24 protein-coding genes are annotated in these 26,560 nt (G+C 71.8%); 18 read left to right on the forward strand and 6 right to left on the reverse strand.

Features of this window, described 5'->3' with window-relative positions; all coding sequences use genetic code 11:
* Positions 1–10: 10 nt before the first annotated feature.
* Entirely contained in the window at positions 11–760 is a 750-nt protein-coding gene (locus OOK38_RS03415) for a peptidyl-tRNA hydrolase (RefSeq protein ID WP_266763559.1), read from the forward strand.
* 132 nt (positions 761–892) lie between these two features.
* On the opposite strand, the gene OOK38_RS03420 is transcribed toward OOK38_RS03415, so the two are convergent.
* On the reverse strand, positions 893–1,366 hold the full coding sequence (locus OOK38_RS03420) for a hypothetical protein (protein ID WP_266763558.1): 474 nt from the start codon (positions 1,364–1,366) through the stop codon (positions 893–895).
* Between the two features lie 282 nt (positions 1,367–1,648).
* Between OOK38_RS03420 and OOK38_RS03425 the strand changes: the two genes are divergently transcribed.
* Positions 1,649–1,879: a DUF397 domain-containing protein gene (locus tag OOK38_RS03425; protein WP_266765901.1), complete on the forward strand. Its 231-nt coding sequence runs from the start codon at positions 1,649–1,651 to the stop codon at positions 1,877–1,879.
* 128 nt (positions 1,880–2,007) lie between these two features.
* Entirely contained in the window at positions 2,008–2,931 is a 924-nt protein-coding gene (locus OOK38_RS03430) for a helix-turn-helix transcriptional regulator (RefSeq protein ID WP_266763557.1), read from the forward strand.
* Positions 2,932–2,958: 27 nt separating this feature from the next.
* Here the strand turns inward: OOK38_RS03430 and OOK38_RS03435 are convergent, their stop codons facing one another.
* Positions 2,959–3,777, reverse strand: coding sequence for an SAM-dependent methyltransferase (locus OOK38_RS03435; RefSeq protein ID WP_266763556.1), 819 nt, complete (start codon positions 3,775–3,777; stop codon positions 2,959–2,961).
* Positions 3,778–4,078: 301 nt separating this feature from the next.
* Here OOK38_RS03435 and OOK38_RS03440 point away from each other — a divergent pair, with 301 nt between their 5' ends.
* From OOK38_RS03440 to OOK38_RS03470, 7 genes are all read left to right on the forward strand, one after another.
* A complete protein-coding gene (locus OOK38_RS03440; RefSeq protein ID WP_266763555.1) occupies positions 4,079–4,723 on the forward strand; it encodes a TetR/AcrR family transcriptional regulator in 645 nt (214 codons plus the stop codon).
* Positions 4,724–4,878: 155 nt separating this feature from the next.
* Positions 4,879–5,496 carry a TIGR03086 family metal-binding protein gene (locus OOK38_RS03445; RefSeq protein WP_266763554.1) on the forward strand — a complete coding sequence of 206 codons (618 nt, stop codon included), beginning with the start codon at positions 4,879–4,881 and terminating at the stop codon, positions 5,494–5,496.
* A 181-nt stretch (positions 5,497–5,677) separates the two neighbouring features.
* The gene (locus OOK38_RS03450) at positions 5,678–6,466 is read left to right on the forward strand and encodes a DUF4142 domain-containing protein (RefSeq protein ID WP_266763553.1); all 789 of its coding nucleotides are present in this window, start codon (positions 5,678–5,680) and stop codon (positions 6,464–6,466) included.
* Between the two features lie 153 nt (positions 6,467–6,619).
* Positions 6,620–7,948: a DUF692 domain-containing protein gene (locus OOK38_RS03455; protein WP_266763552.1), complete on the forward strand. Its 1,329-nt coding sequence runs from the start codon at positions 6,620–6,622 to the stop codon at positions 7,946–7,948.
* Positions 7,949–8,250: 302 nt separating this feature from the next.
* Complete coding sequence (locus OOK38_RS03460; RefSeq protein WP_266763551.1) at positions 8,251–9,018, forward strand: DUF4142 domain-containing protein; 768 nt, start codon at positions 8,251–8,253, stop codon at positions 9,016–9,018.
* A gap of 126 nt (positions 9,019–9,144) precedes the next feature.
* Entirely contained in the window at positions 9,145–9,954 is an 810-nt protein-coding gene (locus OOK38_RS03465; protein WP_266763550.1) for a TIGR04222 domain-containing membrane protein, read from the forward strand.
* A gap of 120 nt (positions 9,955–10,074) precedes the next feature.
* Complete coding sequence (locus OOK38_RS03470; RefSeq protein WP_266763549.1) at positions 10,075–11,769, forward strand: alpha/beta hydrolase; 1,695 nt, start codon at positions 10,075–10,077, stop codon at positions 11,767–11,769.
* 64 nt (positions 11,770–11,833) lie between these two features.
* On the opposite strand, the gene hemQ is transcribed toward OOK38_RS03470, so the two are convergent.
* Positions 11,834–12,565, reverse strand: a complete 732-nt coding sequence (hemQ, locus tag OOK38_RS03475) for a hydrogen peroxide-dependent heme synthase (RefSeq protein WP_266763548.1) — start codon at positions 12,563–12,565, stop codon at positions 11,834–11,836.
* A gap of 4 nt (positions 12,566–12,569) precedes the next feature.
* On the reverse strand, positions 12,570–14,060 hold the full coding sequence (gene hemG, locus OOK38_RS03480; protein WP_266763547.1) for a protoporphyrinogen oxidase: 1,491 nt from the start codon (positions 14,058–14,060) through the stop codon (positions 12,570–12,572).
* Between the two features lie 263 nt (positions 14,061–14,323).
* On the opposite strand from hemG, the gene OOK38_RS03485 reads away from it, so the two are divergent.
* Both OOK38_RS03485 and OOK38_RS03490 read left to right on the forward strand, forming a co-directional pair.
* Positions 14,324–15,415: a DUF4349 domain-containing protein gene (locus tag OOK38_RS03485; RefSeq protein WP_266765900.1), complete on the forward strand. Its 1,092-nt coding sequence runs from the start codon at positions 14,324–14,326 to the stop codon at positions 15,413–15,415.
* Positions 15,416–15,442: 27 nt separating this feature from the next.
* On the forward strand, positions 15,443–16,852 hold the full coding sequence (locus OOK38_RS03490) for an FAD-dependent oxidoreductase (RefSeq protein WP_266763546.1): 1,410 nt from the start codon (positions 15,443–15,445) through the stop codon (positions 16,850–16,852).
* 77 nt (positions 16,853–16,929) lie between these two features.
* Here OOK38_RS03490 and OOK38_RS03495 read toward each other — a convergent pair whose 3' ends face one another.
* Positions 16,930–17,262 (reverse strand): hypothetical protein, encoded by a 333-nt coding sequence (locus OOK38_RS03495; protein WP_266763545.1) that lies wholly within the window; start codon positions 17,260–17,262, stop codon positions 16,930–16,932.
* A 200-nt stretch (positions 17,263–17,462) separates the two neighbouring features.
* Between OOK38_RS03495 and OOK38_RS03500 the strand changes: the two genes are divergently transcribed.
* Positions 17,463–18,281 carry a rhomboid family intramembrane serine protease gene (locus tag OOK38_RS03500; protein WP_266763544.1) on the forward strand — a complete coding sequence of 273 codons (819 nt, stop codon included), beginning with the start codon at positions 17,463–17,465 and terminating at the stop codon, positions 18,279–18,281.
* A gap of 35 nt (positions 18,282–18,316) precedes the next feature.
* Here OOK38_RS03500 and hemE read toward each other — a convergent pair whose 3' ends face one another.
* A complete protein-coding gene (hemE, locus tag OOK38_RS03505; RefSeq protein WP_266763543.1) occupies positions 18,317–19,384 on the reverse strand; it encodes a uroporphyrinogen decarboxylase in 1,068 nt (355 codons plus the stop codon).
* 186 nt (positions 19,385–19,570) lie between these two features.
* Here hemE and OOK38_RS03510 point away from each other — a divergent pair, with 186 nt between their 5' ends.
* From OOK38_RS03510 to OOK38_RS03530, 5 genes are all read left to right on the forward strand, one after another.
* The gene (locus tag OOK38_RS03510) at positions 19,571–20,239 is read left to right on the forward strand and encodes a DUF3000 domain-containing protein (RefSeq protein WP_266848092.1); all 669 of its coding nucleotides are present in this window, start codon (positions 19,571–19,573) and stop codon (positions 20,237–20,239) included.
* Between the two features lie 284 nt (positions 20,240–20,523).
* Positions 20,524–21,186 carry a response regulator transcription factor gene (locus tag OOK38_RS03515; protein ID WP_019073943.1) on the forward strand — a complete coding sequence of 221 codons (663 nt, stop codon included), beginning with the start codon at positions 20,524–20,526 and terminating at the stop codon, positions 21,184–21,186.
* 155 nt (positions 21,187–21,341) lie between these two features.
* On the forward strand, positions 21,342–22,619 hold the full coding sequence (locus tag OOK38_RS03520; protein WP_266763542.1) for a ribonuclease D: 1,278 nt from the start codon (positions 21,342–21,344) through the stop codon (positions 22,617–22,619).
* Positions 22,620–23,196: 577 nt separating this feature from the next.
* On the forward strand, positions 23,197–24,423 hold the full coding sequence (locus OOK38_RS03525) for an acetyl-CoA C-acyltransferase (protein ID WP_266763541.1): 1,227 nt from the start codon (positions 23,197–23,199) through the stop codon (positions 24,421–24,423).
* Positions 24,420–26,546, forward strand: a complete 2,127-nt coding sequence (locus OOK38_RS03530; RefSeq protein ID WP_266763540.1) for a 3-hydroxyacyl-CoA dehydrogenase NAD-binding domain-containing protein — start codon at positions 24,420–24,422, stop codon at positions 26,544–26,546. Before OOK38_RS03525 ends, OOK38_RS03530 begins: the two co-directional genes overlap by 4 nt.
* Positions 26,547–26,560 lie beyond the last annotated feature (14 nt).

Below are 26,560 nucleotides of genomic sequence, written 5' to 3' on the forward strand. Positions count from 1 at the left end.
ACTGGTGGACGTGACCAGCGACCCGACCTCCTCCGACGACAGCCCGTTCCGTTCCGAACCCACCGTGCGCGACAAGGCGGTGCAGTTCGTGCTGCCGCTGGTCGTGCACATCGAGAAGGCCGCTCCCCCGGCGCGCACCGACGCGCTGGAGACCTCGGCCCGGGCCGTGCTGACGATCCTGAGCGACGAGCGGTCGCTCGGGGACGGCGAGTGGGCGCAGGCGATGCGGGACTGGCAGGACGCCCGGATCCGCAAGGTCGTGCGGCGGGCGCGCGGAGCGGAGTGGCGGCGGGCCGAGGCGCTGCCCGGCATCACGGTGACCGGGAGGTCCGCCGAGGTGCGCGTCTTCCCGCCGGTGCCGCTGGACGGCTGGCCCAAGGACCTGGCGCGGCTCCAGGTGTCCGGTACGGATCTCGACGATCCGGAGCCCCCGGCACCGGCCGATCCGACGGCGCCCGTGCTGTGGCTCAACCCGGAGCTGGACATGTCGGCCGGCAAGACGATGGCGCAGACGGGCCATGGCGCCCAACTGGCCTGGTGGGAGCTGTCGGAGAAGGAGCGGACCGCCTGGCGTGAGGCGGGTTTCGCTCTGTCGGTGCGGACCGCCGATCCGGCCCGCTGGCGTGAACTCACCACCTCCGGGCTTCCGTTGGTCCGCGACGCGGGGTTCACGGAGATCGCGCCCGGACTGACGGTCGCCGTCGAGGGACACGACCGCGTCGGCGCCCTGCCCGAACGGGCCCGGCACTCGGCCGGCTGACACCGAGGCGCTGCCCTCGCCCCAGGCATGCGCGGGGTGCGGCGGTGCGGGTGAGGCGATACGGCCGAAACGGTGCGGTGAGGCGGAAGCGGTGCGGGTGCGCACGGCCGCCCGGCCCTCGGGTCCGGAGCGTCAGTCGGCCAGCGTGGAGGCGAGTTCCGTGGTGGCGCGGACGAGTTCGGTGTCGGGCTCGGCGAGCAGGTGCTGGAGCGTGCCGCGGTGGGCGCGTACGGCTTGCCGGGCTTCGCGCTCCCAGCCCACCCAGTTCTCGCGGCGGTTGAGGAGTTTGGGGTAGGCGGCGGCCGTCCGCTCCCACTGCCGGGCGTCCGCGATGTCCTTCAGCAGCTGGATGATCTGCACGCGGCAGGTGACCTGGGGCAGTTCGGCGAGCTCCCACAGGAAGGGGACCGTGGCGGCTGTCGCCTGTTCCACGACGAATCCGAACTGGCAGATTCGTTCCCTCAGATCCTGGAGCGCGGCCCTGGCCGTTGCCGCGTCACCCCGCGCAACGCTGTTGAGCAGGAACGGGATGTCGTGCGCCGATCCCTTGGAGTCCTTGATCTCGTCCCACGACACGTGTTCCAGATTCCTGAGTGGTGTTGCCATTTCCGCTCCCTCCGAAGGCATCGGACAGTGTCAGGTGTGCGGGCGGGCCCGACAGCCCCCGCCCGGACGATCACGCCCCCGAGGGAGCTCCCTGATCTGACGTCAGCACGAGCCGCTGGCAACGATGTTGACGCCGCCGCTAGTATCCACCCCGACAGCGCCTTCGTGCAATTGCACGAGAAATTGCACGAAGACAGGGAGGCATGGACCACGTGATCCGGCCACGGCCCGCAACGGGCGGCCGGAGCTCATGTGGTGGAACGTCAGCAAGGAGATTGCGTGGTGCCATCAGTGCCGAACGGAGTGCGGGCGAGCTCGCTGGGTGCCTGCTGGATCAAGAGCAGGCACAGCAACGCCGAGGGCAACTGCGTCGAAGTGGCCGATCTGGGCGACGCGGGTATCGCGGTCCGCAACTCCCGCGACCCCGACGGTCCGGCCCTCGTCTACACCCCGGCGGAGGTGGCCGCCTTCCTGGCCGGCGCGAAGGAAGGAGAGTTCGACCATCTACTGTGAGACGGTCCTCGGTTCTCCGAACTCCGTTGAAACGGAAGGATAGTTGTCCACTTCTGTCTCCCCATGCGGCAGAGTCCGGCGCAGTGCGATAATTTTGGCTGTCTTCTGCCGGTCGACTGGGAGTCAGGATGTCCGTCGAGTCACCCCGCGTCTCCCGCCTCGAACCGTATCTGAGGCGGGCGGAGCCCGCCCCCACTCTGCTGAAGATGCTGGTAGGCGTTCAGCTGGCCGGTGCCCGCGAGGACGCGGGTCTCTCCCAGGAACAGGCGGCGCGGTCCCTCGGGTTCAGCGCGGCGAAGCTGTCGCGCATCGAGGCGGGCAAGGGGCGTCGGCCACCCACCGAGGGCGATGTCCGCGCACTGCTCGAGCTGTACGGGACCGATGACTACGAGGTGTCGGTCCTGCTGAGACTCCTGAAGCGCGCCGGTGAGCCGGGGTGGTGGCAGCGCTACGACAAGCGGTTGATGCCCGAGTGGTTCGACCGGCTGGTCGGACTCCAGGAGGCCGCCACCACCATCCGTACGTTCGAGATCCAGTACGTTCCGGGTCTGCTCCAGACTCCCGAGTACACCCGGGCGGTCGTGGAGCGCGGGCTGCCGACGGCGCCCGCCGCCGAGGTGCAGCGCCGGGTGGAACTGCGGATGCGCCGACGGGAGCTGCTGAACCGGGCGGACGCCCCTCAGCTGTGGGCCGTCGTCGACGAGTCCGTACTGCTGCGCGTCCTGGGCAGCCGCGAGGTGATGCGCGCGCAGCTGGAGCACCTCATCGAGATGGCTCAGCGTCCCCATGTCGTCGTGCAGTTCGTACCGCTGGACGTCACGAACGCCTCGGCGCCGGCCATCCCCGTCACCTATCTGCGTTTCGGCGGCGTCGAACTGCCCGACATCGTCTACCTGGAGCACATCAGGAGCGCCAACTTCCTGGAGGACCACGACGAGACGGAGGAGTACCGGGTGGTACTGGACCGGCTCGCCGACGAGGCCCTCAGTCCCCGCGCGTCCCTGGCGCTGCTGCGCGACACGGTGGAACAGCGCTACAGCCCGTCGCACTGACGGGCCGCGCCGGCGGATTCCGGCGTACTAGCGGATACGGCCGACGCCGCCGAACTCGATCCATTCCTGGGTGAGTTGACGCGCCACCACTTCGGAGTCCGGCCGCCAGGTGGACACCTCCACGAGTCCGGGCTCGAGGATGTCCATCCCGTCGAAGTACTCCGCCACGTCCTTCTCCTGGCGCACCCGGCCCCAGTGGCCCTGCGTCGCGGTGTCCATGAAGTCGGTGACGAACTTCCGGACCTCGGGGTCCTCGCTGACCAGCTGGCACATCACCATGAAGCTACCGGGAGCCAGCCGTTCGCTGACGCGGCTGATCACGGAGAGCGGCCCGTCGGTCTCGCTGTCCGGGATGCAGTGGAACACCGAGTTGAACAGCACGGCCACCGGCTGCGAGAGGTCGATCAGCCGCTGGGTGTCGGGGTGGGAGAAGATCTCCTCGGTGGCCCGCAGGTCGGCGTGGATGACGGCCGTACGCTCGTTCTGCTCCAGCAGGGCCCGGCCGTGCACCAGCACCATCGGGTCGCTGTCGACGTAGACCACCCGGGACGTCTCGTCGACGCCCTGGGCGACCTGGTGCACGTTGTTCTGGGTGGGCAGACCGGATCCGTGGTCGAGGAACTGCCTGATTCCGTATCCGTCCGCCAGCGTCCTGACCACCCGCTGGAGGAACCGCCGGTTGTTCAACGCCAGCGCACGGGTGCTCGGCACGACCTTGTCCAGCTCTTCGCAGGCCGCCCGGTCGGCGGCGTAGTTGTCCTTGCCGCCCAGGTAGTGGTCGTACATGCGTGCGGCCGTGGGCACGGTGGCATCGATCGACGTGGACACTTGCTGGTCAGGCTGCATCGTTCCCCCAGATCCGTGCCGCGCCAACTGGACTGGCCCGACCGACAATACATATTAGAGAAACGGAAGTTGGGGTTACCAGCCCCCGAACGAAGGACACGGGAAAGACCGTCCCGCCGGCCGCCGTCCAGCGGGCCGGCCTGATGCGGCCGCGGTCGGCCGCCACCGGCTACGGCACCCCGGCCGAGCCGGACGGCGACGCCGCCACGCCGGCCTGCTCTTCGCCGTCCGACGCGGCCCGGCGGGCCCCTCCGCCCGTCGGGCTACGCTTGGCCCACGGACGCGAAGGCGGGAGGTCAGGATGGCCGGGTCCCGGCTGGACGGCAGGGTCGAACGCGGCAACCGCACGCGGCAGTCGGTCCTCCGCCGCACGGTCGACATCGCCTCGGTCGAAGGACTCGAGGCACTGTCCACCGGACGCCTCGCCACCGAGCTCGGACTCAGCAAGAGCGGTGTCTTCGCCCTCTTCGGCTCCAAGCAGGAACTGCAACTGGCCACCGTGCGCGAGGCCTCACGCATCCACATCGAGCGGGTGAACCGGCCCGCCGCCGAGACCCCGGCCGGCATCGCCCGCGTCCGGCGGCTGTGCGAACTCTGGCTGGAGTACTCGCGGGGCCGGGTCTTCCCCGGCGGCTGCTTCTTCTACCAGGTCGTCGCCGAGTTCGACGCCCGGCCCGGCCCCGTCCACGACGCGGTGGCCCGGGCTCAGCGGGCCTGGGTGGACCACATCGAGCACACCGTCACCGAGGCCCGCGACCTCGGCGAACTCCGGTCCGGCACGGATGCCGCCCAACTCGCCTTCGAACTGCTCGCGTTGATGGAGACGGCCAACGCGGTCTCCGTCCTGCACGACGAGACCACCGCGTATCGCAGGGCCCGCGTCGCGATCACCTCACGACTCCGCGCGGCGGCGACCGACACGTCCCAGGTACCCGAACTCCCCTGACTCTCAAGGGAACTGACGTAACGGCACCCTGGCAAAACAAGTAGCACGATCGTTCGCTCAGTTTTATGCTCGGGACGACCGGGACCCGGCCGACGCCCCGCGGCGGGCGCGGCAGCGCGGTACCTCGACAGCGGACAGCCAGGAGGGCGTCACCCATGACCACCACCGAAGCGGACATCGTCGAGCTCGACCGGATCGCCGTACAGGAGTCGCTCAGGCTCGTCGCCTCGGCCCGGCCGCAGGACTGGGACCGGGACACACCCTGTGCCGGGTGGACGCTGCGCCGGCTGGTGGCGCACATGACCGCGCAGCACCAGGGGTTCGCGGCGGCGGCGCGCGGCGCGGGCGCCGAGGCCGCGCACTGGCGGGAACCGGCGGCGCGTCCGAGCGACCCGGGGCGGACGTACCGGGCGGCGGTGACGACGGTGCTGGCGGCGTTCGCCGAACCGGGCGTCACGGAAAGGGAGTTCGATTTGCCGGAACTCGCGGGCTCCTTCCCCGGCCGGATCGCCGTCGGTTTCCACTTCATCGACTACGTGGCGCACGCGTGGGACGTGGCCGCGTCGCTCGGCATCGGCCTCGAACTGCCCGGCCCCGTCCTGGAAGCGGCGTCGGCCGTCGCCCGCCGCGTCCCGGCCGACCCCGCGCTCAGGGGACCGGGCTTCGCCTTCGCGCCCGCGCTGGACGTGCCCTCCGGGTCGGATCCCCTGGTCGAGGCGCTGCGGCTGCTGGGCCGTGACCCGGACGCGTGGCCGTCCGCACACCGGCGATAGCGGCCCGGAGCCCCCGGTCAGGGGCACCAACCGCACGTCCGCACCGCGTTCCGTGGCCGCCGGCAGGTGGCGCGGATTCCTCCGTCGCGAGGTTTGAACAGCACAGCCATCCCGTACGTACCACCAAGCACTGGCCAAATATTGGTTCCAACGACCGGTTGGTTTGCCCCGGGAGGCACCTTTGCGGCGTATCAACGGCAGCGCCCTCGTCATCGCGGCGCTCGTCGCCACCCTCGGAGCGCTCGCGTTCCCCGTGTGGTCGTACGCCGACCGCTCGGGCACGGGCCAGGCCAATCTCGCCGCGGGGACGGTGAACACCCGATGGGGGCCGCTGTCCGCCTCGGACCGCGATCTGATCGTCCGGGTGCGGCTGGCCGGCCTGTGGGAACTGCCCGCCGGACAGCAGGCCATGGAGCGGGCGCCCACCAAGGCGATCAAGGAGGCGGGCGACCACCTGATCGTCGGGCACACGGACCTCGACAAGAGGGTGCGGATCGTCGCGGCCCAGCTCAACGTCGAGCTGCCGAACCAGCCGAACGAACAGCAGCAGGGCTGGCTGCAGGAGCTGAGCGCGGCGACGGGCAAGGAGTACGAGAGAAAGTTCGCGAACCTGCTGCGCGCCGCGCACGGCAAGATCTTCCCGGCCATCGGCGCCGTCCGCAACGCCACGCGCAACTCGCTGGTGCGGCAGCTGGCCAGCGACACCAGCGTGACCGTGCTCGACCACATCACCGTGCTGGAGAAGACGGGAGAGGTCGACTTCGACGCCATCGCCAACGACACGGCCGCGGCGTCGACCGCCAGCCCCACCGGCCCCCCGCCGCCGACCATCGGCTCGCCGGTGGCCTCCGCCCCGCCGGTCCAGCCGGGCAAGGGTGTCGATGTCTCGTCGAGCCCCTCGGCACAGCCGCCCGGCACGGTGAACACCGCCCGGCCGGAGCCGTCGGACCCGGACAAGGTGCTCCAGTAGCCGGCACGGAACCTCAAATGTTGCTCTGAAGGTCCGCTCCGGTGGGTTCGGCGCCGGCTCCCGGGGCCATGACTCCGTCACGCCGGAACTCGGGCCGTCGTGAGGGGACGACACGCAAGCAGGCCCGGTCGAGGTCGTGACGGAGGAGGGGACATGCGGCAGCCGACGCGGCTGGGTACGGGAATCGGGTGGCGGCCGGAGATCGCCGAGGCCGTGGAGCGCATGCCCGGCATCGACTGGGTCGAGGCCGTGGCGGAGAACGTGTGCCTCGGCCATGTCCCCGAGTCGCTGCTGCGGCTGCGCGAGCGGGGCGTCACGGTGGTGCCGCACGGGGTCTCCCTGGGACTCGGCGGCGCCGACCGTCCCGACGAGTCCCGGCTCACGGCGCTCGCCGAACGCGCCGAGGCGCTGGGCTCACCGCTCGTCACGGAGCACATCGCGTTCGTAAGGGCGGGCGGCCCGCTCACCGCCTCACCGCTTCTGGAGGCCGGGCACCTGCTGCCGGTCCCGCGCACCCGGGACGCGCTGGACGTCCTGTGCGAGAACATCCGCGTCGCTCAGGCCGCGCTGCCCGTGCCCCTCGCGGTGGAGAACATCGCCGCGCTGATCTCCTGGCCCGGCGAGGAGATGACCGAGGGACAGTTCCTCTACGACCTGGCGGACCGCACCGGTGTCCGTCTGCTCATCGACGTGGCCAACCTGCACACGAACCATGTCAACCGCGGCGAGGACCCCGCCAAGGCCCTCGACGAACTCCCGGTCGAGGCCATCGCCTACGTCCACGTCGCCGGCGGCTTCGAACGCGACGGCGTCTGGCACGACAGCCACGCCCATCCCGTTCCCCGGCCGGTTCTCGACATCCTCGCCGACCTCGCGTCCCGGGTGACTCCGCCCGGTGTCCTCCTGGAACGGGACGAGAACTTCCCCGAACCGGCCGAACTGGAACGCGAGCTGGCGGCGATCCGGGAGACGCTGGAGAAGGCGGGACCCCCGCCCGGAGGGGCCGGGCGGGCCGCGTCCGTACGGGTGAGCGGTTCGGTCGGCACGGATGCACGCCCCGACGTCGAGGACGCCACCCGTCAGCGGCTGGCGCTGTCGCAGGCCGCGCTGCTGTCCTCGCTCGTGGCGGGAACCCCCGTGCCCGAGGGGTTCGACCGCGTCCGGCTCGGGGTGCAGGCGCGCGCACTCGCCGCCAAGCGGGCGGACGTCGTGGCGAAGGTGGCCCCGGAGCTGCCGGAGATCCTCGCGGACGGCTACCGGCCGGCGTTCCTCGCGTACGCGCAGGGACATCCGATGACCGACGGGTACCGGCGCGACGCCCTGGACTTCGCCGAGCATCTGCTGCTGACGGGGGTCCCGGAGGGCGCGGAGACGCGGCGGCTGCGTGACTGGTGGCTGGAGCGATCGGGTCCGGCCCCGCTGTCGCGGCGGCCCGGGGCCCGGCTGGCCCGCGCCACCCGAAGGGCGCTGCTGCGCCGCTGACCAAGCGTGCCGGCCGGGCCCCGCGCTCGCGCCGGTCACGGCGCGCCGCCTTGACTACACCACCGCGGCGCGCCGCATCCGCCGAGTGTGCCCGGAGTAACACCGCTCTCTGTGAAGGTGCTGTGCGCGTCCGTTTCCTGTGATTTCAGGGCGTTCTGACGTACTCCCGAACTACCGCAACCGGCGCCTTCCGCCCTCCGCTCGATCCAAACCTCCTGTACGGCAGTTGGCGTAGCGACCGCAGTAATATGCCAACCCGCACCCAGGGCGCACTAGCGTGCGGTGCCGCAACAGGAGGCACCATGCGATCCATCAACCGCACCGGATTGGTCAGTGGAACAGGGCTCATCATCACCGCCCTCCTGGCGACCCTGGTCGCGCTGGCCTTTCCGATCTGGTCGTACGCGGACCGCGCCGGCACCGGCCTGGACACCCTGAACGCAGAGACCGTACCGACCCGGTTCGGTCCGCTGTCGGCCCTGGACCGGGAGTTCGTCACCAAGGTCCGGCTGGCCGGGCTCTGGGAGCTGCCCGCGGGCCAGCAGGCCCAGGAGCGCGGCACCACCCAGGCCGTACGGACGGCCGGTGAACACCTCATCGAGGGGCACACGTTCCTGGACTCCCGTGTCCGCAATGTCGCCGCCCGGCTCGGCCTGGAGCTGCCCAACCAGCCCAATCCGCAGCAACGCGAGTGGCTGGCCACGCTGAGCGCGGCGCACGGCACGGAGTACGACCGGGACTTCGCGAACATCCTGCGCAAGGCGCACGGCAAGGTCTTCTCCGTGGTCGCCCAGGTCCGCGCGAACACCCGCAACTCGCTCGTACGCGATCTCGCCGACGACGCGAACACCACCGTGCTCGACCACATCAAGGTCCTGGAAGCGACCGGATACGTGGACTTCGACGCGCTGGCGGAGGACGCGGCGACCGCGAGCCCGCCGCCGCTCACCGCCTCCCCCGCGCCGCCCGGCCCGACGCGGTCCCCGCAATCGCCGGTCCCGGTGACCCCGTCCCCGGGCTATCCGCTCCCACCGGCCGCCGCACGCCCGAACCCGACCTCGACGTCCTGAGGCGTGTCCGCAAGGTCCCGGCCATCCCGTATCGCCCGGAAAACGGAACGTCACATACCCACAACGCTCCGTCCACATGGTGAATAAGGCATGGCGCCCGCCCAGCCCTTCGCATAGAAAAACGCCATGTTCTGGGTCCTTCTCCTGCTCCTGGCCTGGGCCGCGGCCGGCATCTCCTGCACCCGGCTGTGCCTGGCCGCCGTCCGCGCCGCGTCGGTCGACGCCGACGCGGCGCGCGGGCACGACCTCACGCTGTACGAGGCGGCGTTCCTGTCCGGCGGCCCGGCCCGGGTGGCCGATCTGACCCTGGTGTCGATGGCCCGGCAGCGCCGGCTGCTGCTCGCGCACACCGGCTGGGTGACGGTGGTGGACCCGCGCGGGCGCGACGACATGGAGCGCTCGGTCCTCCGAGCCATCGGCCCGGAGGGCCAGTCCCGGATAGCGCCGGTGCGGGCGACCGCGGCCGGCGCGGACTCGGTACGCCGTCTCGCGGACCGCCTGGTCGCGGCGGGCCTGGCCGTGCCCGACGGCGCCCGCACCACCGTCGCGGAGGCGGTCCGTCAGGTCCAGGCCGCCGCGGCCGCGGTCCTCGCGCTGGCCGTCGCAGCCCTGCTGCTGCCGGCCCAGACCACCGGGAACGAGGTCCCGGTGGCGGTCTGGTTCACGCTCCCGCTCCTCCTGACGGTGAGCTGTCTCGCCATCGCCCGGATCGAGGTGCACCCCTACACGCGCTGGGCCTCCCCGGCCGGCCAGCGACTGCTCGGCACACTCGCCCGGCACTCCGACGAATCCGGCGACGACCGTACGTACCTCACGTCCGTCGCCGTACGCGGCGTTCGCGCCATCGGTGAACCGGAGGTGCGGGCGGCACTGACGCACCGGGACCGCGACGCCGGACTCGGCGGCTGGCTCCAGGGGGCTCGCGAAGGGGGCTGACGGGCGCTCAGGGGGGCGCATCGGGGTCATTGGCGCCGACACCGGCGGCCGGTGCTTTACTTCGCCAACCGCCGAACGAAACATCCTTTTTGTCGCTGCCGTGCGCTGAAGGGATTCGCGATGAGAGCTGCCGTCCTCCACGGAACCGCAGGGTCCTTGCTCCTGACCGGTCTCGTCGCCGCTCCGGCGGGTGGCGCGCCGGCCTGGCCCGCCCCGGCCGGCTCCGCCGAGGCGCGCGGTACCGCCGTCGCCGCCCAGCGCGCCGCGGCCGCAGGCGTCCGCTTCGGCAAGTGCGCCAAGGAAGAGCGTCTGCCGGGCAATCTCCAGTGCGGCACGGTGACGGTGCCCCTCGACTACGCCCTCCCCGACGGCAAGCGGATCAAACTGACCGTCAGCCGCGTCAAGGCCACCGGCAAGGACCCGCACAACTCGAAGCACAAGGTGCCGCGCCAGGGCGCCCTCGTGTACAACCCCGGCGGTCCCGGGGCCTCCGGCATGTACTTCCCGCTGATCGGCTTCCTCCCCGAATGGAAGCCGATCGGGGCGGCGTACGACCTCGTCGGCTACGCCCCGCGCGGCGTGGACCGCTCCGCGCCGCTGTCCTGCCGGGACCCGAGGCGCCTGCTGAAGGCACCCCTGCACTCCCCGACGTTCCCCTCGGAGTCGTACAAGAAGGAACGGATCGCGGAGGCGAAGGCGTACGCCCGCGGCTGTGCCCTCCGTTCGGGCCCCGGCCTGCGCCACTACACCTCGCTCAACAACGCGCGCGACCTGGACGTGCTGCGCGCCGCGCTCGGTGAGCGGAAGCTGACCTTCATGGGTGCCTCGTACGGGACGTACTTCGGCTCCCTGTACGCGACGCTCTTCCCCTCGCATGTACGCCGGATGGTCTTCGACTCGGCGGTGAACCCCGACCCCGAGAAGATCTGGTACCGGAACAACCTCGACCAGTCGTCCGCGTTCGAGGTCCGCTGGGCGGACTTCCGCGCGTGGATGGCCCGGCACGACAAGGTGTACGGGCTCGGCCGGACGCCCGAGGAAGTGCTGCGTTCCTACGAGAAGGCGCGGGCGCAGCTCGCCGCCAAGCCCGCGGGCGGCAAGGTGGGGCCGGCGCAGCTGCAGGGCGCGTTCCTGCAGGCCGGGTACTACGACGACTACTGGCCGCAGCGCGCGCTGGCGCTGTCCGCCTATCTGAAGGGTGACCCGAAGCCGCTGGTCCAGGTGGCGGGACCGCATCCGGAGGCGGCGGCCGAGCAGGAGAACGGCAGCGCGGTCTACACCGCGGTGGAGTGCAACGACGCGTCCTGGCCGACCGACTGGCGCATCTGGGACCGCGACAACACGCGTCTCGCGGAGGTCGCGCCGTTCGAGACCTGGGACAACGTATGGCTGAACCTGCCGTGCGCGTACTGGTCCGGGCCGCGGCAGAGGCCGCTCGACGTGCGGACGCTGCCCGGGGAGCTGCCGCCGACGCTGATCCTGGCCGCCGAGCGGGACGCGGCGACACCGTACGAGGGCGCCAAGGAGTTGCAGCGGCGGCTGTGGGGCTCGGTGCTGGTGACCGAGAACGGCGCCGGTACGCACGGCATCGGCGGCGGCCCCAACAAGTGCGTCAACGGCTATCTGAACGCCTACTTGCTGGAGGGCAGGCTGCCCGAGCGGAGCGCGGCGTGCGCGCCGCACGCGGAGCCGAAGCCGCAGGCACCGGACCGTCGTGCGCGGGGCACCGAGGGCGCGAAGGAATCGAAGGGTGCGGCGGCGTCGAAGGCCTCCGCGCGCGTCGCGACGGCGAAGACCGTCCGGCAGGCGCCCTGACAGCGGTCACGAACACCGGAAGGCGGGCGTCCCCCTTGGGGCGCCCGCCTTCTCGTGGTGCGGATCAGGCGAGGCCCGCGACCAGCTCGGCGACGTCCTTGCGGCGGCCGGTGTAGAACGGGACCTCTTCGCGGACGTGCATCCGGGCCTCGGAGGCGCGCAGGTGGCGCATGAGGTCGACGATGCGGTAGAGCTCGTCGGCCTCGAAGGCGAGGATCCACTCGTAGTCGCCGAGCGAGAACGAGGCGACCGTGTTCGCGCGCACGTCGGGGTAGCCGCGGGCCATCTTGCCGTGGTCGGCGAGCATACGGCGGCGGTCCTCGTCGGCCAGCAGGTACCAGTCGTAGGAGCGCACGAACGGGTAGACGCTGACGTAGTCGCGCGGCGTCTCGTCGGCGAGGAACGCCGGGATGTGCGAGCGGTTGAACTCGGCGGGCCGGTGCAGCGCCATGTTCGACCAGACCGGCTCCAGAGCGCGGCCCAGCCGGGTGCGCCGGAAGAGGTTGTACGCCTCCTGGAGCTGGTCGCTGGTCTCGGCGTGCCACCAGATCATGACGTCGGCGTCGGCGCGCAGCCCCGACACGTCGTACGTGCCGCGGACGGTGACATCCTTCGCGGCGAGCTGGTCGAACAGCTCCTGGACCTCGTCGGCGTATCCGGCGCGGTCCTCGGGCAGCACGTCCTTCAGCCGGAAGACGGACCACAGGGTGTAGCGAATGGTCTCGTTGAGGTCCTTGGCCAGCTTGCCCTTGTTCGGGACCCTGCCGGACTCGGTGGTGGGGGCGTCGTCACTCATGCGGCTATTCTCCCGCGCCGCCGTGCAGGCTCTGCACCGGGTCGGTCCGCAGCGCGTCCAGGGCGCCGTCGTCGCCGCCGAGCCGGTCGACGGCCGCGTACGCGGACGCGATGCAGGCGGGGATGCCGACCCCGTCGTACGCCGCGCCGCACACGGCGAGGCCCGGGAGTCTGCCGACGTGCTCGCGGACGCGGGCCACGCGCGCGTGGTGACCGACGGGGTACTGGGGCAGTCCGTCGTCCCAGCGCGTCACCCGGGTCGCCACCGGGTCGGCGTCGATCCCGATCGCCTCCCGCAGGTCGTGCCGGGACACCTGGACGAGGTCGGCGTCCGCCCGGCCGAGCACCTCCGTCTCGCCGTACCGTCCGACGGAGGTGCGCAGCACCAGCAGACCGGGGTCCTGGTCGGCGATCCAGCCCCACTTGCGGGAGGCGAAGGTGGACGCCTTGATGGTGTGCCCGTCGACCGGCGGCACCAGAAAACCGCTTCCCTCGGGGAGGGTGATGTCGCCGCTGCGGTAGGCGAGGGTCACCAGGGCCATCGACGCGTACTCCACGGTGGCCAGCTCGGCCGCGGCGGCGGGGGCCTCGGCCCGCAGCAGCCCGGCGGCGGCCGGGGCGGGCAGCGCCAGGACGACCGCGTCGGCGTGCAGGACACGGCCTCCGGCGACGACGCGCCAGACGGCGCGCGGCCTCTCACCGGTGGCGGACTCGGCCGACACTGTCCTGCGCAGCTCGGTCACCGGCGTCCCGGTGAGGATCTCGCCCCCGCGTGCCGTCACGGACTCGGCGACGGCGAGGGGCAGTTGACCCACTCCGCCGTCGATGCCCATGAACACCGGGCCGGTCTGCCCGGCGGCGGCCGCCTTGGCCTGGATCTCGCGGACGGCCTCGGTGAGGGAGGTGTGCGTACGGGCGGCGGCGTAGAGCTGGGGGACGGCGAGACGCAGGGAGAGGCGGTAGGCGTCGCCCGCGTACACGCCGCCGAGGAGCGGTTCGACGAGACGGTCGACGACCTCGCGGCCGAGGCGTGCCGCCACGTACTCGCCCACGGCGATGTCGTCGCCCACCTCCGTGCGGGGCAGGTCGGCGTCCCGCTCGATGCGGCGCAGGCCCTCTTCGGAGAGGACGCCGGCGACGGCGGAGGCGCTGCCGGGAACGCCCATGACGTGGCCCTTGGGCATGGGGCGCAGGACGCCGCGGTTCCACAGGGAGGCCGTCGCGGTGGCGGGCGGCTGGAGGCGGTCGCCGAGTCCGGCCTCGCGGGCGAGGTCCACGGCCTCCGGGCGGCGCGCCAGCATCGACTCGGCGCCGAGGTCCACGCGGGCGCCCGCGATCTCGCCGGGGAGCAGCTTGCCGCCGACGCGGTCCGACGCCTCCAGGACGGTGACGCGCGCGCCCCGCCCCAGCAGGCGGTGGGCGGCGGCCAGTCCCGCGATCCCCCCGCCGACGACCACGACGTGTCCCGAACCCGTAGAAGTGTCCTCTTCGCGCATGACTCCACCTTCTCAAACCCCGCCGGCACCTCCGGCGGGGAGCCCGGTGTCCCGAGCGAGTCCGGACCGTGACCGCATCGGGACCGGATCCCGCCAACGTCCGGTGCCGGTCCGGCGTCGAAGGACCGTCACTCGTCACCACCCTGGGGGTAGCCCGCATGCTCACACGCAGCTCCGGACGTCCGGCACGGCCCGTGCCACCCGTCTCGTCCGTCTCACCAGCATCAGGACGCACCGCCCGCCCGGCCCGGGTCCTGGCGGGGATGTTCCTCGTCACCGCGCTCGCGCTGACGGGATGCGGCGCAGCCGACGATTCGGCCGGCAGCAGCAGCGACAAGGGGTACGCCCAGGACGCCGGAGACGCGAAGGCCGGCCCCGCGGAGAGGGCGGACTCGGGCGCGGCCGGGAGCGACAGCTCGACCGGACGCAAGGCCGCCCCGCCCAAGGTGACGGTTAACCGCATCATCCGCACCGCCTCCCTGACCGTCGAGGTCAAGGAGGTGGCGAAGGCCCTGGACGACGCCCGGGCGACGGCCGAGAACGCGGGCGGCTATGTCGGCAACGAGACCACCACCCGTGACGGCAGGGGGCACGAGCGCACGCGCGTCGTCCTGCGGGTGCCCACCGAGCGGTATGACCAGGTGCTCGCCGATCTGGAGGGCGCCGGCAAGGTCGTCGAGCGGACGGCCAAGGCGCAGGACGTCACCGATCAGGTCGTGGACGTGGAGAGCCGCGTCAAGTCGCAGCGCGCCAGCGTGGCCCGGGTCCGCGAACTGATGGACCAGGCGACCAAACTGAGTGATGTCGTCGCCCTGGAAGGGGAGTTGAGCAGCCGGCAGGCCGACCTGGAATCGCTGCTCGCCCAGCAGGCGTCGCTGAAGGACCGCACGAGCCTGGCCACGATCACCCTCTCGCTGTCCGAGACCCCGGTGAAGAAGGCCGAGAAGAAGGACGAGGACCCGGGCTTCCTGGACGCGCTCCAGGGCGGCTGGGACGTACTGGTCACCGTGGTGCGCTGGCTGGCCCTGGCGATCGGGGCGCTGCTCCCCTTCGCCGCGGTGCTGGCGCTGATCGTCCTGGTGTGGATGCGTGTCGTGCGTCCCCGGCTGCCCCGCCGCCCGGCCCGGGCAGTGGCTTCGGGTCCGGCCCCGAGTGCCGCCGGGTGGGCGTCGGCGGCCCCGGTTCCGGCTTCCCGCCCGGCTCCCGACCCGACTCAGGCTCCGGCTGCGGCTCCGGCTCCGGCTCCGGCTCCGGCTCCGGCTCCGGCTCCGGCTCCGGCTCCGGCCGGCGAGGCCGCGCCGGAGGCCGCCCCGCCCGCGCGCCGCGGAGCCGCGGAAGGCGGCGAGGAGGACTGAAATGCCGGGCCCCCGTAGCGTGTTCGTATGAGCGTGAACGGTACGAGCGGCAGTGGCGGGGCCCGGGAACGACTGGTCGTGATCGGCGGTGACGCGGCGGGCATGTCCGCCGCGTCACAGGCGCGCCGGCTGCGCGGCCCCGACGAGCTGGAGATCGTGGCGTTCGAGCGGGGCCACTTCACGTCCTACTCGGCGTGCGGCATCCCGTACTGGGTGGGCGGCGACGTCTCCGATCGCGACCGGCTGATCGCGCGGACGCCCGAGGAGCACCGCAGGCGCGCCATCGATCTGCGGATGCGCACGGAGGTCACGGAGATCGACGTCGCGGGCGCCCGGGTGCGCTCCCGGGACCTCGGCAGCGGGGCCGAGGAGTGGACGTCGTACGACAGACTCGTGATCGCGACGGGCGCGCGTCCGGTCCGCCCCGACCTGCCGGGAGCCGACGCGCCGGGCGTGCACGGCGTGCAGACCCTGGACGACGGACAGGCCCTGCTCGACTCGCTGGCGGCGGCCGGGGGCCGCCGCGCCGTGGTCGTCGGCGCGGGATACATCGGCGTGGAGATGGCCGAGGCGCTCATCAATCGCGGGTACGAGGTGACGGTCGTCAACCGCGGCAAGGAGCCCATGTCCACGCTCGACCCGGACATGGGCCGCCTGGTGCACACCGCCATGGAGGGCCTCGGGATCACCATGGTCGACGACGCCGAGGTCACCGCGTTCCGCACCGGCGACGAAGGACGGGTCAGCGCGGTCGTCACGAAGGACGCCACGTACCCGGCGGACGTGGTGGTGCTCGGCATCGGCGTGCGCCCCGAGACGACGCTCGCCCGGGCGGCGGGGCTGCCCCTCGGCGAGCACGGCGGGCTGCTCACCGACCTGGCGATGCGGGTGCGCGGGCACGAGGACATCTGGGCGGGCGGCGACTGCGTCGAGGTGCTCGACCTGGTCTCGGGCCGCGAGCGGCACATCGCGCTGGGCACCCACGCGAACAAGCACGGGCAGGTGATCGGCTCCAACGTGGCCGGCGGATACGCCACCTTCCCCGGGGTGGTCGGCACGGCCGTGAGCAAGGTCTGCGATCTGGAGATCGCCCGCACCGGGCTGCGCGAGAAGGACGCGCACCGCGCGGGCCTGCGGTTCGAGACCGTCACCATCGAGTCGACGAGCCGCGCGGGCTACTACCCGGACGCCGCCCTCATGACGGTGAAGATGCTCGCGGAGCGCCGCACGGGGCGGCTGCTCGGCGTGCAGATCGTCGGCCGGGAGGGCGCGGCGAAGCGCGTGGACATCGCGGCCGTGGCGCTGACCGCGGGCATGACGGTGGAACAGATGACGATGCTGGATCTCGGCTACGCGCCGCCCTTCTCGCCGGTCTGGGACCCCGTCCTGGTGGCGGCCCGCAAAGCAGTGGCGAAGGTGCGGCACGGCGACCGGTGACGGGCGCGCGAAGAAACGCCGGCTTGCCGGGCGGGGACGGCGCCCGGTCTACGGCCCGCGACGGCCCACGCGCCCGGTCACGCGGACTCGTGCCCTGCCGTCCCGTTGATCCGGTCTATCGCCTGCCGGGCCTGCTCCGCGGGCGGCCGGGCCGGCAGCGAGGAGACCGAGGCCGGCGGGGCGACCGCGGGGGGTGTCTGGGCCGGCTTCGCGTGCGCCGCCGACCGGGAGGACCGCAGCCGATGACTGACGGCCTCGTCCAGGGTCACGGGCCGCTGCATCCGCGCCGCGAGGCGTCCCGCCTCCTGGCCGAGCGCGGCGACGTCCTCCCAGGGGAGGTGCAGCACCAGGGCGATTTCCGCCTCACCGTCGGGCAGGGCATGCATCGGAGGAGTAACTCGGTCGCTCATCGCCTGTGTCCTCACGTCTTCACGTCGTCGCGTCGAACCCGCGTCGCGTCTTCGTCGCGGCGCGGGCGGTTGAGGAGACATACGGCTGCGGGGGCACATGTGTTCAGTGGGAGACCGCACCGGCCGCCGGGCCGGCCGGGCACCGCTCCGGGCCCGGTGGAGCACGGATTCGCCCGGCACATCGGGGGCAGTACTTCCTCGTGGTCATACCCGTCCATGACGTGAACCCGGTGCGGCGCACGCCCTATGTGACGTACGCGCTGATCGCCGCCAATGTCCTCGTGTTCCTCTACACCCCCGGTCTCGCCGGATCGGTGGCGGGGGACAGCGCGCTCTCGCAGCTGTGTCATCTGCACGCGTTCCTGGACCACTACGCCGCCGTGCCGCAGGAACTGATCCACCATCACATGCCCCGCCTGGTGCCGACCGGTGACGTCGGTGCCGGTCCGCACGGGTCGGGCTGTGTAGTGGGCCCGCCGGACTACGACAAGTCGCCGCCGCTGTCGGTGGTCACGGCGATGTTCCTGCACGGAAGCTGGCTGCACCTGCTGGGCAACATGCTCTTCCTGCTGATCTTCGGCAACAACATCGAGGACCGGCTCGGACATGTGCGGTTCACGCTGTTCTACGTCGCGTGCGGTTTCGCGGCGGCGTACGGCTTCGCGCTGGTGAACGCCGACTCGGGCGACCCGCTGATCGGCGCCTCGGGGGCGATCGCCGGGGTCCTCGGCGCCTATCTGGTGCTGTATCCCAAGGCCAGGGTCTGGGTTCTCGTCCCGTTCCTGGTGTTCCTGCCGCTCCGGCTGCCCGCGTGGCTCGTGCTGGGCTTCTGGTTCGCGCTCCAGGCGGCGTACTCGTCCGGCGCCGCGGTGCCCGCCGCGGGCACGGTGGCCTACGAGGCGCATGTCGTCGGCTTCCTCGCCGGCATGCTCCTGGCCTGGCCGCTGCGCCCCGGCACCCCGCCACCGCCCGAGCCGCGCCGCCTGCTGTGGGGCAGACGGGCACGGCACGGCTGGTGAACCGGTCCGCTCCGGGGACGGTCCGGGAACGGGCTCTAGCGAGCCGTCTGCGTGTGCACGTACTCCACGAGGTGGGTCAGCGCGTCCGGGTTCATGCTGGGCAGGACGCCGTGGCCGAGGTTGAAGACATGGCCCTCCAGACCGGCGGCGGCGTCGAGCACCTCGCGGGTCTTGGCCTCGACGGCTTCGGTGGGGGCGAACAGGACCGCGGGGTCGAGGTTGCCCTGCAGCGCCTTGTCGGGACCGACGCGGCGGGCGGCCTCGTCGAGCGGGACGCGCCAGTCGACGCCGACCACGTCCGCGCCCGCCTCGCCCATGAGGCCGAGCAGCTCACCGGTGCCGACGCCGAAGTGGATGCGCGGGACGCCGTACGCGGCGACGGCGTCGAAGACCTTGGCGGACGCGGGCATCACCGAGCGGCGGTAGTCGGCGGGAGCCAGGGCGCCGACCCAGGAGTCGAAGAGCTGGACGGCGCTCGCTCCCGCCTCGATCTGCACCTTGAGGAAGGCGGAGGTGATCTCGGCGAGACGGTCGAGCAGGTCGGCCCACAGCTGCGGGTCGCCGTACATGAGCGCCTTGGTGTGCTCGTGGTTCTTGGACGGACCGCCCTCCACGAGGTAACTCGCGAGGGTGAAAGGCGCGCCCGCGAAACCGATGAGGGGGGTCTCGCCGAGCTCGGCCGTCAGGAGCTGGATCGCCTCGGTGACGTACCAGACGTCCTCGGGGGTCAGATCGCGCAGCTGGGCCAGGTCGGCGCGGGTGCGGATCGGGTTCTGGACGACGGGGCCGACGCCCGGCTTGATGTCCAGGTCGACGCCGATGGCCTTCAGCGGGACGACGATGTCGCTGAAGTAGATCGCCGCGTCCACGCCGTGCCGGCGGACCGGCTGGAGCGTGATCTCGGCGACCAGGTCGGGCCGCATGCAGGACTCCAGCATGGGGATGCCCTCGCGCACCTTGAGGTACTCGGGCAGTGAGCGACCGGCCTGCCGCATGAACCACACGGGCGTGTGCGGCACGGGCTCGCGCCTGCACGCCTTGAGGAAGGCGGACTCGTACGTGGCTGTCGGCTGCTGCCCGGCGGGGCTGTGGTTGGCGCTCACGACGGAAAGTCTCCCACGGCTCACGGACGTCACCGTCCCGGGCTCCGGGCCGCCCGGCCGCCACCGCTCCGGCACCCGGGAGCACCCGCCCGGGCGACCGCGTTCACGTGGCGTGATCCGGACAGGGGTCCCACGCACGGGTGTCTCTCCCTGCGCGCGGGCTCCGTTCCCCTTAATCTTCCCCGCATGGCTGCGGCTCAGGGACGACTGTCGGACGGCGCTGGCGGAATGGACGACGCGAAGGAGGAAGACAGGAATGCGGCGGACACGGCCCCGTTGCCCTTCCGGGCGGCCGTCGACGGCCTGAGGGCCGCGCGGCTGCGGCCGGACATCGAGATCGACCCGACGCGGCCACCGCAGCGCCTGGCTCCGTACTCGTACGCGCTGGAGGCCGCGGTCGTCGCCGACGACGAGGATCTGGCCGACGGCCGCCTCGTCCTGCTCCACGACCCGGCGGGGCACGACGCCTGGCAGGGCTCCTTCCGTCTGGTGACGCTCGTCCGCGCGGAACTGGAGCCGGAGATGGCCGCCGACCCGCTGCTCCCCGAGGTCTGCTGGTCGTGGCTGACCGGCGCGCTCCAGGCCCGCGGCCTGTCGTACGGGGAGGCGAGCGGCACCGTCACGCGCGCGAGCTCGCACTATTTCGGCGGGCTAGCGGAGCGTCCGGCCGCCTCGCAGATCGAGATCCGCGCGTCGTGGACACCCCGGGAGGGCCTCGGCGGCGTTCCGGACACGGCCGCGCACCTCGCGGGCTGGTGCGACCTGCTGTGCCAGCTCGCCGGGCTGCCGCCGGTGCCTCCGGGTGACGCCTCGGTGGTCACCCTTCCGCAGCGCCGGGGACCACAGTCCCGCTGACCGCCGAGAGGGCGCGCGCCGACGCGCGCGCCCTTTCCGTTTTCTTACCGGGCCGTTTGTCGATACGACCACTTTCGGCCGCGTATCGACGTGGAACGACATCGTTCGATCTTCGGATGATCGATCGCGTGTCCGAATTGCGCGGATTGTTACTCACCACATCGTGATCATTCTCTAAAGGTCGATGGGTTTGATGCCGAAGACGTCTGTGACCTTGAAAGCACGGTTCGTCCTGGCTCGCCCCCCCCCAGAGCCGGTCCCCGTCCCGCACCCCAGGAGGCCTGGTGTCCGTTCTCCTCGAGCAGCCCGCAAGCCTGGTCGCCTACCGCCCGAACAAGCCGACCGCCATGGTGGTCGTGGCCGACCCCCGGGTCCGCTCCACCGTCACCCGCCATCTGTGGGCGCTCGGAGTGCGCGACGTCATCGAGGCGTCGTCCGTCGCGGAGGCCCGCCCCCGAATCGGCAACCCGCGCGACATCTGTGTCGCCGATGTCCACCTGCCGGATGGTTCCGGCCTCACCCTCCTTTCCGAAACCCGAGCCGCCGGCTGGCCCAACGGCCTCGCCCTCTCCGCCGCCGACGACATCGGCGCCGTACGCAACGCCCTCGCGGGCGGCGTCAAGGGCTACGTCGTCACCGGCACCCGTACGAACGTCGGGCTCCCCACCCGGCCCGGCGCCGCGCCCATCGGCTCGGCCGCCGCCCGTATGCACCGCCGCCCCCCGGGTGCCCCGAGCCACCCGGGCGGCTACCGCGAACTGTCCGGACGTGAGGTCGAGGTCCTGCGCCTGGTCGCGGAGGGCCAGTCGAACAAGGCCATCGGCGTCTCCATGGGCCTGTCCGCGCTGACCGTCAAGAGCCACCTGGCCCGCATCGCCCGCAAGCTCGGCACGGGCGACCGTGCCGGAATGGTCGCGGTGGCCCTGCGGACCGGAATCATCCACTGACCCCTCCCCGACACCGCCCCCTCCTCCCCTGCCCCGGCATCCCCCTCGCGCGTGAACCGGATCTTTCACCTGCCTGACTGGTTTGCGACCCTCAGACGCCCGTCGACGGAACGTTCCGTCGACGGGCGTTGTCCATACACAGATACCCTTGACAGGTGACCGACGCCCAAGAGACCGCAGCAGACAGCTCACTGCGAACCACCGGAGGCGGCCCTCCGGACGACGTCGAATCGGCGCCGATCCCTTTGCTTGAGCCCCGAGAAGGCATTCCGCCGGTGATCACCGACGACGCCTCGCTAGCCGAGATGATCGCCGCCTTCGCCGCCGGATCCGGCCCGGTGGCCGTCGACGCCGAACGCGCGTCCGGGTACCGATACGGCCAGCGCGCCTATCTCGTGCAGCTGCGCCGCGAGGGCGCCGGCAGCGCGCTGATCGACCCCGTCGCCTGTCCCGACCTGTCGGGGCTGGGCGAGGCGATCTCCGGGGCCGAGTGGGTGCTGCACGCCGCCACCCAGGACCTGCCCTGTCTCCGCGAGATAGGCATGATCCCCACCAGCCTCTTCGACACCGAGCTGGCCGGACGCCTGGCCGGGTTCCCCCGGGTGGGCCTCGGCGCGATGGTCGAGAGCGTCCTCGGCTTCGTCCTGGAGAAGGGGCACTCCGCCGTCGACTGGTCGACCCGCCCGCTGCCCGAGCCCTGGCTGCGCTACGCCGCGCTCGACGTGGAACTCCTCGTCGACCTGCGCGACGCCCTGGAGAAGGAACTCGACCGGCAGGGCAAGCTGGAATGGGCCCGGCAGGAGTTCGACGCGATCGCGCAGGCCGAGCCCGCACCGCCGCGCAAGGACCCCTGGCGCCGGACGTCCGGGATGCACAAGGTGCGCCGCCGCCGTCAGATGGCCGTCGTCCGGGAGCTGTGGGAGACCCGGGACCGGGTCGCTCAGCGCCGGGACATCTCACCGGGCAAGGTGCTCGGGGACGCGGCGATCGTCGAGGCTGCCCTGGCCGTGCCCGCCAACCTGCACGCCCTGGCCGCCCTGAACGGCTTCGGGCACCGCATGGGCCGCCGCCAGCTGGAGCAGTGGCAGGCCGCGGTCGAACGGGCCAAGGAGTTGCCGGACGCCGAGCTGCCGCAGCCCGGGCAGCCGGTGACCGGACCTCCCCCGCCGCGGGCCTGGGCCGACAAGGACCCGGCCGCCGCGGCCCGGCTCTCCGCCGCGCGGGCCGCCGTATCGGCGCTGGCCGAGCGGCTGAACATGCCGCAGGAGAACCTGATCACCCCGGACACCGTGCGGCGCGTGTGCTGGGAGCCGCCCGCGGCACCGGACACCGAGTCCGTGGGCGCCGCGCTCACCGGCTACGGGGCCCGGCCCTGGCAGGTCGAGCTGGTCACGCCGGTGCTGGTGACCGCGCTGTCCCTGAAGGCCGCCTAGGAACCGAGGCGGTAGGACGCCCTGGCGCGGGCGCCGGACGGCCCGGCAGGAACAGGGCGACGACGACCGCGCCGATGACCGCGACACCCGCGCCGCGAGGGGCGGGCCGGAACATGCGGACCATCGGTCCGGGGCGCCTCCCGCGGCGCCCGCGCGCCCGCGCACTCCGCGCTTTCCGCCCTCTCCGCGCGCCGCGTGTGCTCCGAACGGGCCCTGGAAGCGGAATCGGGACCTCGACCGGACGTCGAGTTCACGCCAAGATCCTGGGCCGCCCGACCGCGCCACCCGGTTTCCTGGCCTCCCCGCCCTCCGGAACGCCGTCGCGGCAGGTGGAGCCGCTGTAGGCGGACCGTCCGCCGCCCCCGCCCGCAGAGCCGGCCCGGAGCGGCGCGCCGGTGCCGGGCGCCCGCGCATGATGGGCTTGGCCGGGAACACGCAGCCCTTCCGGATGTGACCTTCGCCGCTCCCGGCCTCGGGACTGGGCAGGTTGGTTACTCGTAAGTAGCATGGGTGCTGAGCGCGCGCTCAGGCGTGTGTCCGCGCAGCAGTGCCATCCCGCATCTGGAGGAGAGCCATCGTGCCTCGTACCGTCAGGGACGTCGTCTTCGTAGACGGCGTCCGCACCCCGTTCGGCAAGGCGGGCCCGAAGGGCATCTACCACGAGACCCGTGCCGACGACCTCGTCGTGAAGGCCATCCGGGAGCTGCTGCGCCGCAACCCCGGTCTTGACCCCAAGAAGATCGACGAGGTCGCCATCGCGGCGACCACGCAGATCGGTGACCAGGGTCTGACCCTGGGCCGCACGGCCGGCATCCTCGCCGGGCTCCCCCAGTCGGTCCCCGGCTACTCCATCGACCGCATGTGCGCGGGCGCGCTGACCGCCGTCACCGCCACCGCGGGCTCCATCGCCTTCGGCGCGTACGACGCCGTCATCGCCGGCGGTGTCGAGCACATGGGGCGCCACCCCATGGGCGAGGGCGTGGACCCGAACCCGCGGTTCGTCAGCGAGAAGCTGGTCGACGAGTCCGCCCTGTTCATGGGCATGACCGCCGAGAACCTGCACGACCGCTACCCCACGATCACCAAGCGGCGCGCCGACGAGTACGCCGTGCGCTCGCAGGAGAAGGCCGCCAAGGCGTACGCCAACGGCAAGATCCAGCAGGACCTGGTGCCGATCTCGGTGCGCAACACCAACGCGGAGGTCGGTGAGACGGGCTGGGGCCTGGTCACCGCCGACGAGCCGATGCGTCCGGGCACCACGCTGGAGAACCTGTCCGGCCTGAAGACCCCGTTCCGCGTCCACGGCCGCGTCACCGCCGGTAACGCCGCCGGTCTGAACGACGGTGCGACCGCGTCGATCCTCGCCTCCGAGGACTTCGCCCGCGAGAACGACCTGCCGGTCAAGATGCGCCTGGTCTCGTACGCCTTCGCGGGCGTCGAGCCGGAGGTCATGGGCTACGGCCCGATCCCGGCCACCGAGAAGGCCCTCGCCAAGGCCGGCCTCTCGATCGAGGACATCAACCTCTTCGAGATCAACGAGGCCTTCGCCGTCCAGGTGCTCGCCTTCCTCGAGCACTACGGCATCGCCGACGACGACGCGCGCGTCAACCAGTACGGCGGCGCGATCGCCTACGGCCACCCCCTCGCCTCCTCCGGCGTCCGTCTGATGACGCAGCTGGCCCGCCAGTTCGAGGAGCAGCCGGAGGTCCGTTACGGCCTCACCACCATGTGCGTCGGCTTCGGCATGGGCGCCACGGTGATCTGGGAGAACCCGCACCACAAGGACGCCGGAGGCGACAAGTGACCACCGCTGAACTCCTGAAGGGCGCAGCCGAGCTGTTCCCCGACGAGGTCGTGACGTCCGCGAACGTACGCCACCTCGACCTGCCGTTCGGTGCCGGGCGCTTCGCGCTCATCACCCTGGACAACGGCTTCGACCACACCAAGCCGACCACCTTCGGTCCTCAGTCGCTGGCGAACCTGAACACCGCCATCGACCAGGTCGAGAAGGAGGCCGCGGCCGGCGAGATCGTCGGTATCGGTGTCACCGGCAAGCCGTTCATCTTCGCGGTCGGCGCCGACCTCAAGGGTGTCGAGCTGCTGAAGAAGCACGAGGACGCCCTCGCCATCGGCAAGGGCGGCCACGAGGTCTTCAAGCGTCTGTCGGGCCTCGCGGTCCCGACCTTCGCCTACTACAACGGCGCGGCGATGGGCGGTGGCGTCGAGGTCGGTCTGCACTGCTCGTACCGGACCGTCTCCGCGGCCCTGCCGGCCTTCTCGCTGCCCGAGGTCTTCCTCGGTCTGGTCCCCGGCTGGGGCGGCTGCACGATCCTGCCGAACCTGATCGGTGCGGACAAGGCCGTCTCGGTGATCATCGAGAACTCGCTCAACCAGAACAAGCAGCTCAAGGGCGGCCAGGTCTACGACCTCGGCATCGCCGACGCGCTGTTCGAGGGCGCGGACTTCCTGGAGCAGTCGCTGCTCTGGACGGCCGCCGTCCTCAAGGGCGAGATCGCCGTCGAGCGCCCGGAGATCGACCGCGGCGAGGCCTGGGACCAGGCCGTCGCGCGCGGCCGGTTCATCGCCGACAGCAAGGTGCACGGGGCCGCCCCGGCCGCCTACCGCGCGCTGGACATCATCGCCGCGGCCAAGGACGGCGACCTGCAGAAGGGGTACGACGCCGAGGACGTGGCGCTCGCCGACCTGATCATGGGTGGCGAACTGCGCTCCGGCATCTACGCCTTCAACCTGGTGCAGAAGCGCGGCAAGCGTCCGGCGGGTGCGCCGGACAAGTCGCTGGCGCGTCCGGTCACCAAGGTGGGCGTCGTCGGCGCCGGCCTGATGGCCTCGCAGCTCGCCCTGCTCTTCCTGCGCCGCCTCGAGGTGCCGGTCGTACTGACCGACATCGACCAGGAGCGCGTCGACAAGGGTGTGGGCTACGTCCACGCCGAGATCGACAAGCTGCTGCTCAAGGGCCGCGTCAACCAGGACAAGGCCAACCGCCTGAAGGCCCTGGTCTCCGGTGTGCTGGACAAGGCGGAGGGCTTCTCCGACGCCGACTTCATCATCGAAGCCGTCTTCGAGGAGATCGGCGTCAAGCAGCAGGTGTTCGCGGAGGTCGAGGCGGTCGCCCCGGCGCACGCGATCCTCGCCACCAACACCTCCTCGCTGTCGGTGAGCGAGATGGCGTCGAAGCTGAAGAACCCCGAGCGGGTCGTCGGCTTCCACTTCTTCAACCCGGTCGCGATCCTCCCGCTCCTGGAGATCGTGCGCGGCGAGCAGACGGACGACGCCTCGCTGGCCACGGCGTTCGCCGTCGCCAAGAAGCTGAAGAAGACCGCGGTCCTCACCAAGGACGCCCCGGCGTTCGTCGTGAACCGCATCCTGACCCGCTTCATGGGCGAGATCCAGAACGTCATCGACGAGGGCACGTCCGTCGAGGTCGCCGAGAAGGCCATCGAGCCGCTCGGCCTGCCGATGTCCCCGCTGGTCCTCCTCGAACTGGTCGGTCCCGCGATCGGTCTGCACGTCTCGGAGACCCTCAACCGGGCCTTCCCGGACCGCTTCACGGTCTCCCCGAACCTCGCGGCCGTCGTCAAGGCGGGCAAGCGCGGCTTCTACGTCTACGACTCCGGCAAGCCGGAGCTGGACCCCGAGGTCGCCGCGCTCCTCAAGCAGGGCGACGTCGTCCTGACGGAGGAGCAGGTGCGCGCCCGGGTCCTCGACGCGGTCGCCCAGGAGATCGGGCTCATGCTCGACGAGGGTGTCGTCGCCGAGGCTCAGGACATCGACCTCTGCCTGATCACCGGTGCCGGCTGGCCCTTCCACCTGGGCGGCATCACGCCGTACCTGGACCGTGAGGGTGTCTCCGAGCGTGTGACCGGGAAGCGGTTCCTGGAGCCCGGCGTGGCTTCGGTTCCCGCGTAACGGCCGTACGGCAT

The sequence above is a fragment of the Streptomyces sp. NBC_00568 genome (genome assembly GCF_026341855.1).
Classification (GTDB): domain Bacteria; phylum Actinomycetota; class Actinomycetes; order Streptomycetales; family Streptomycetaceae; genus Streptomyces.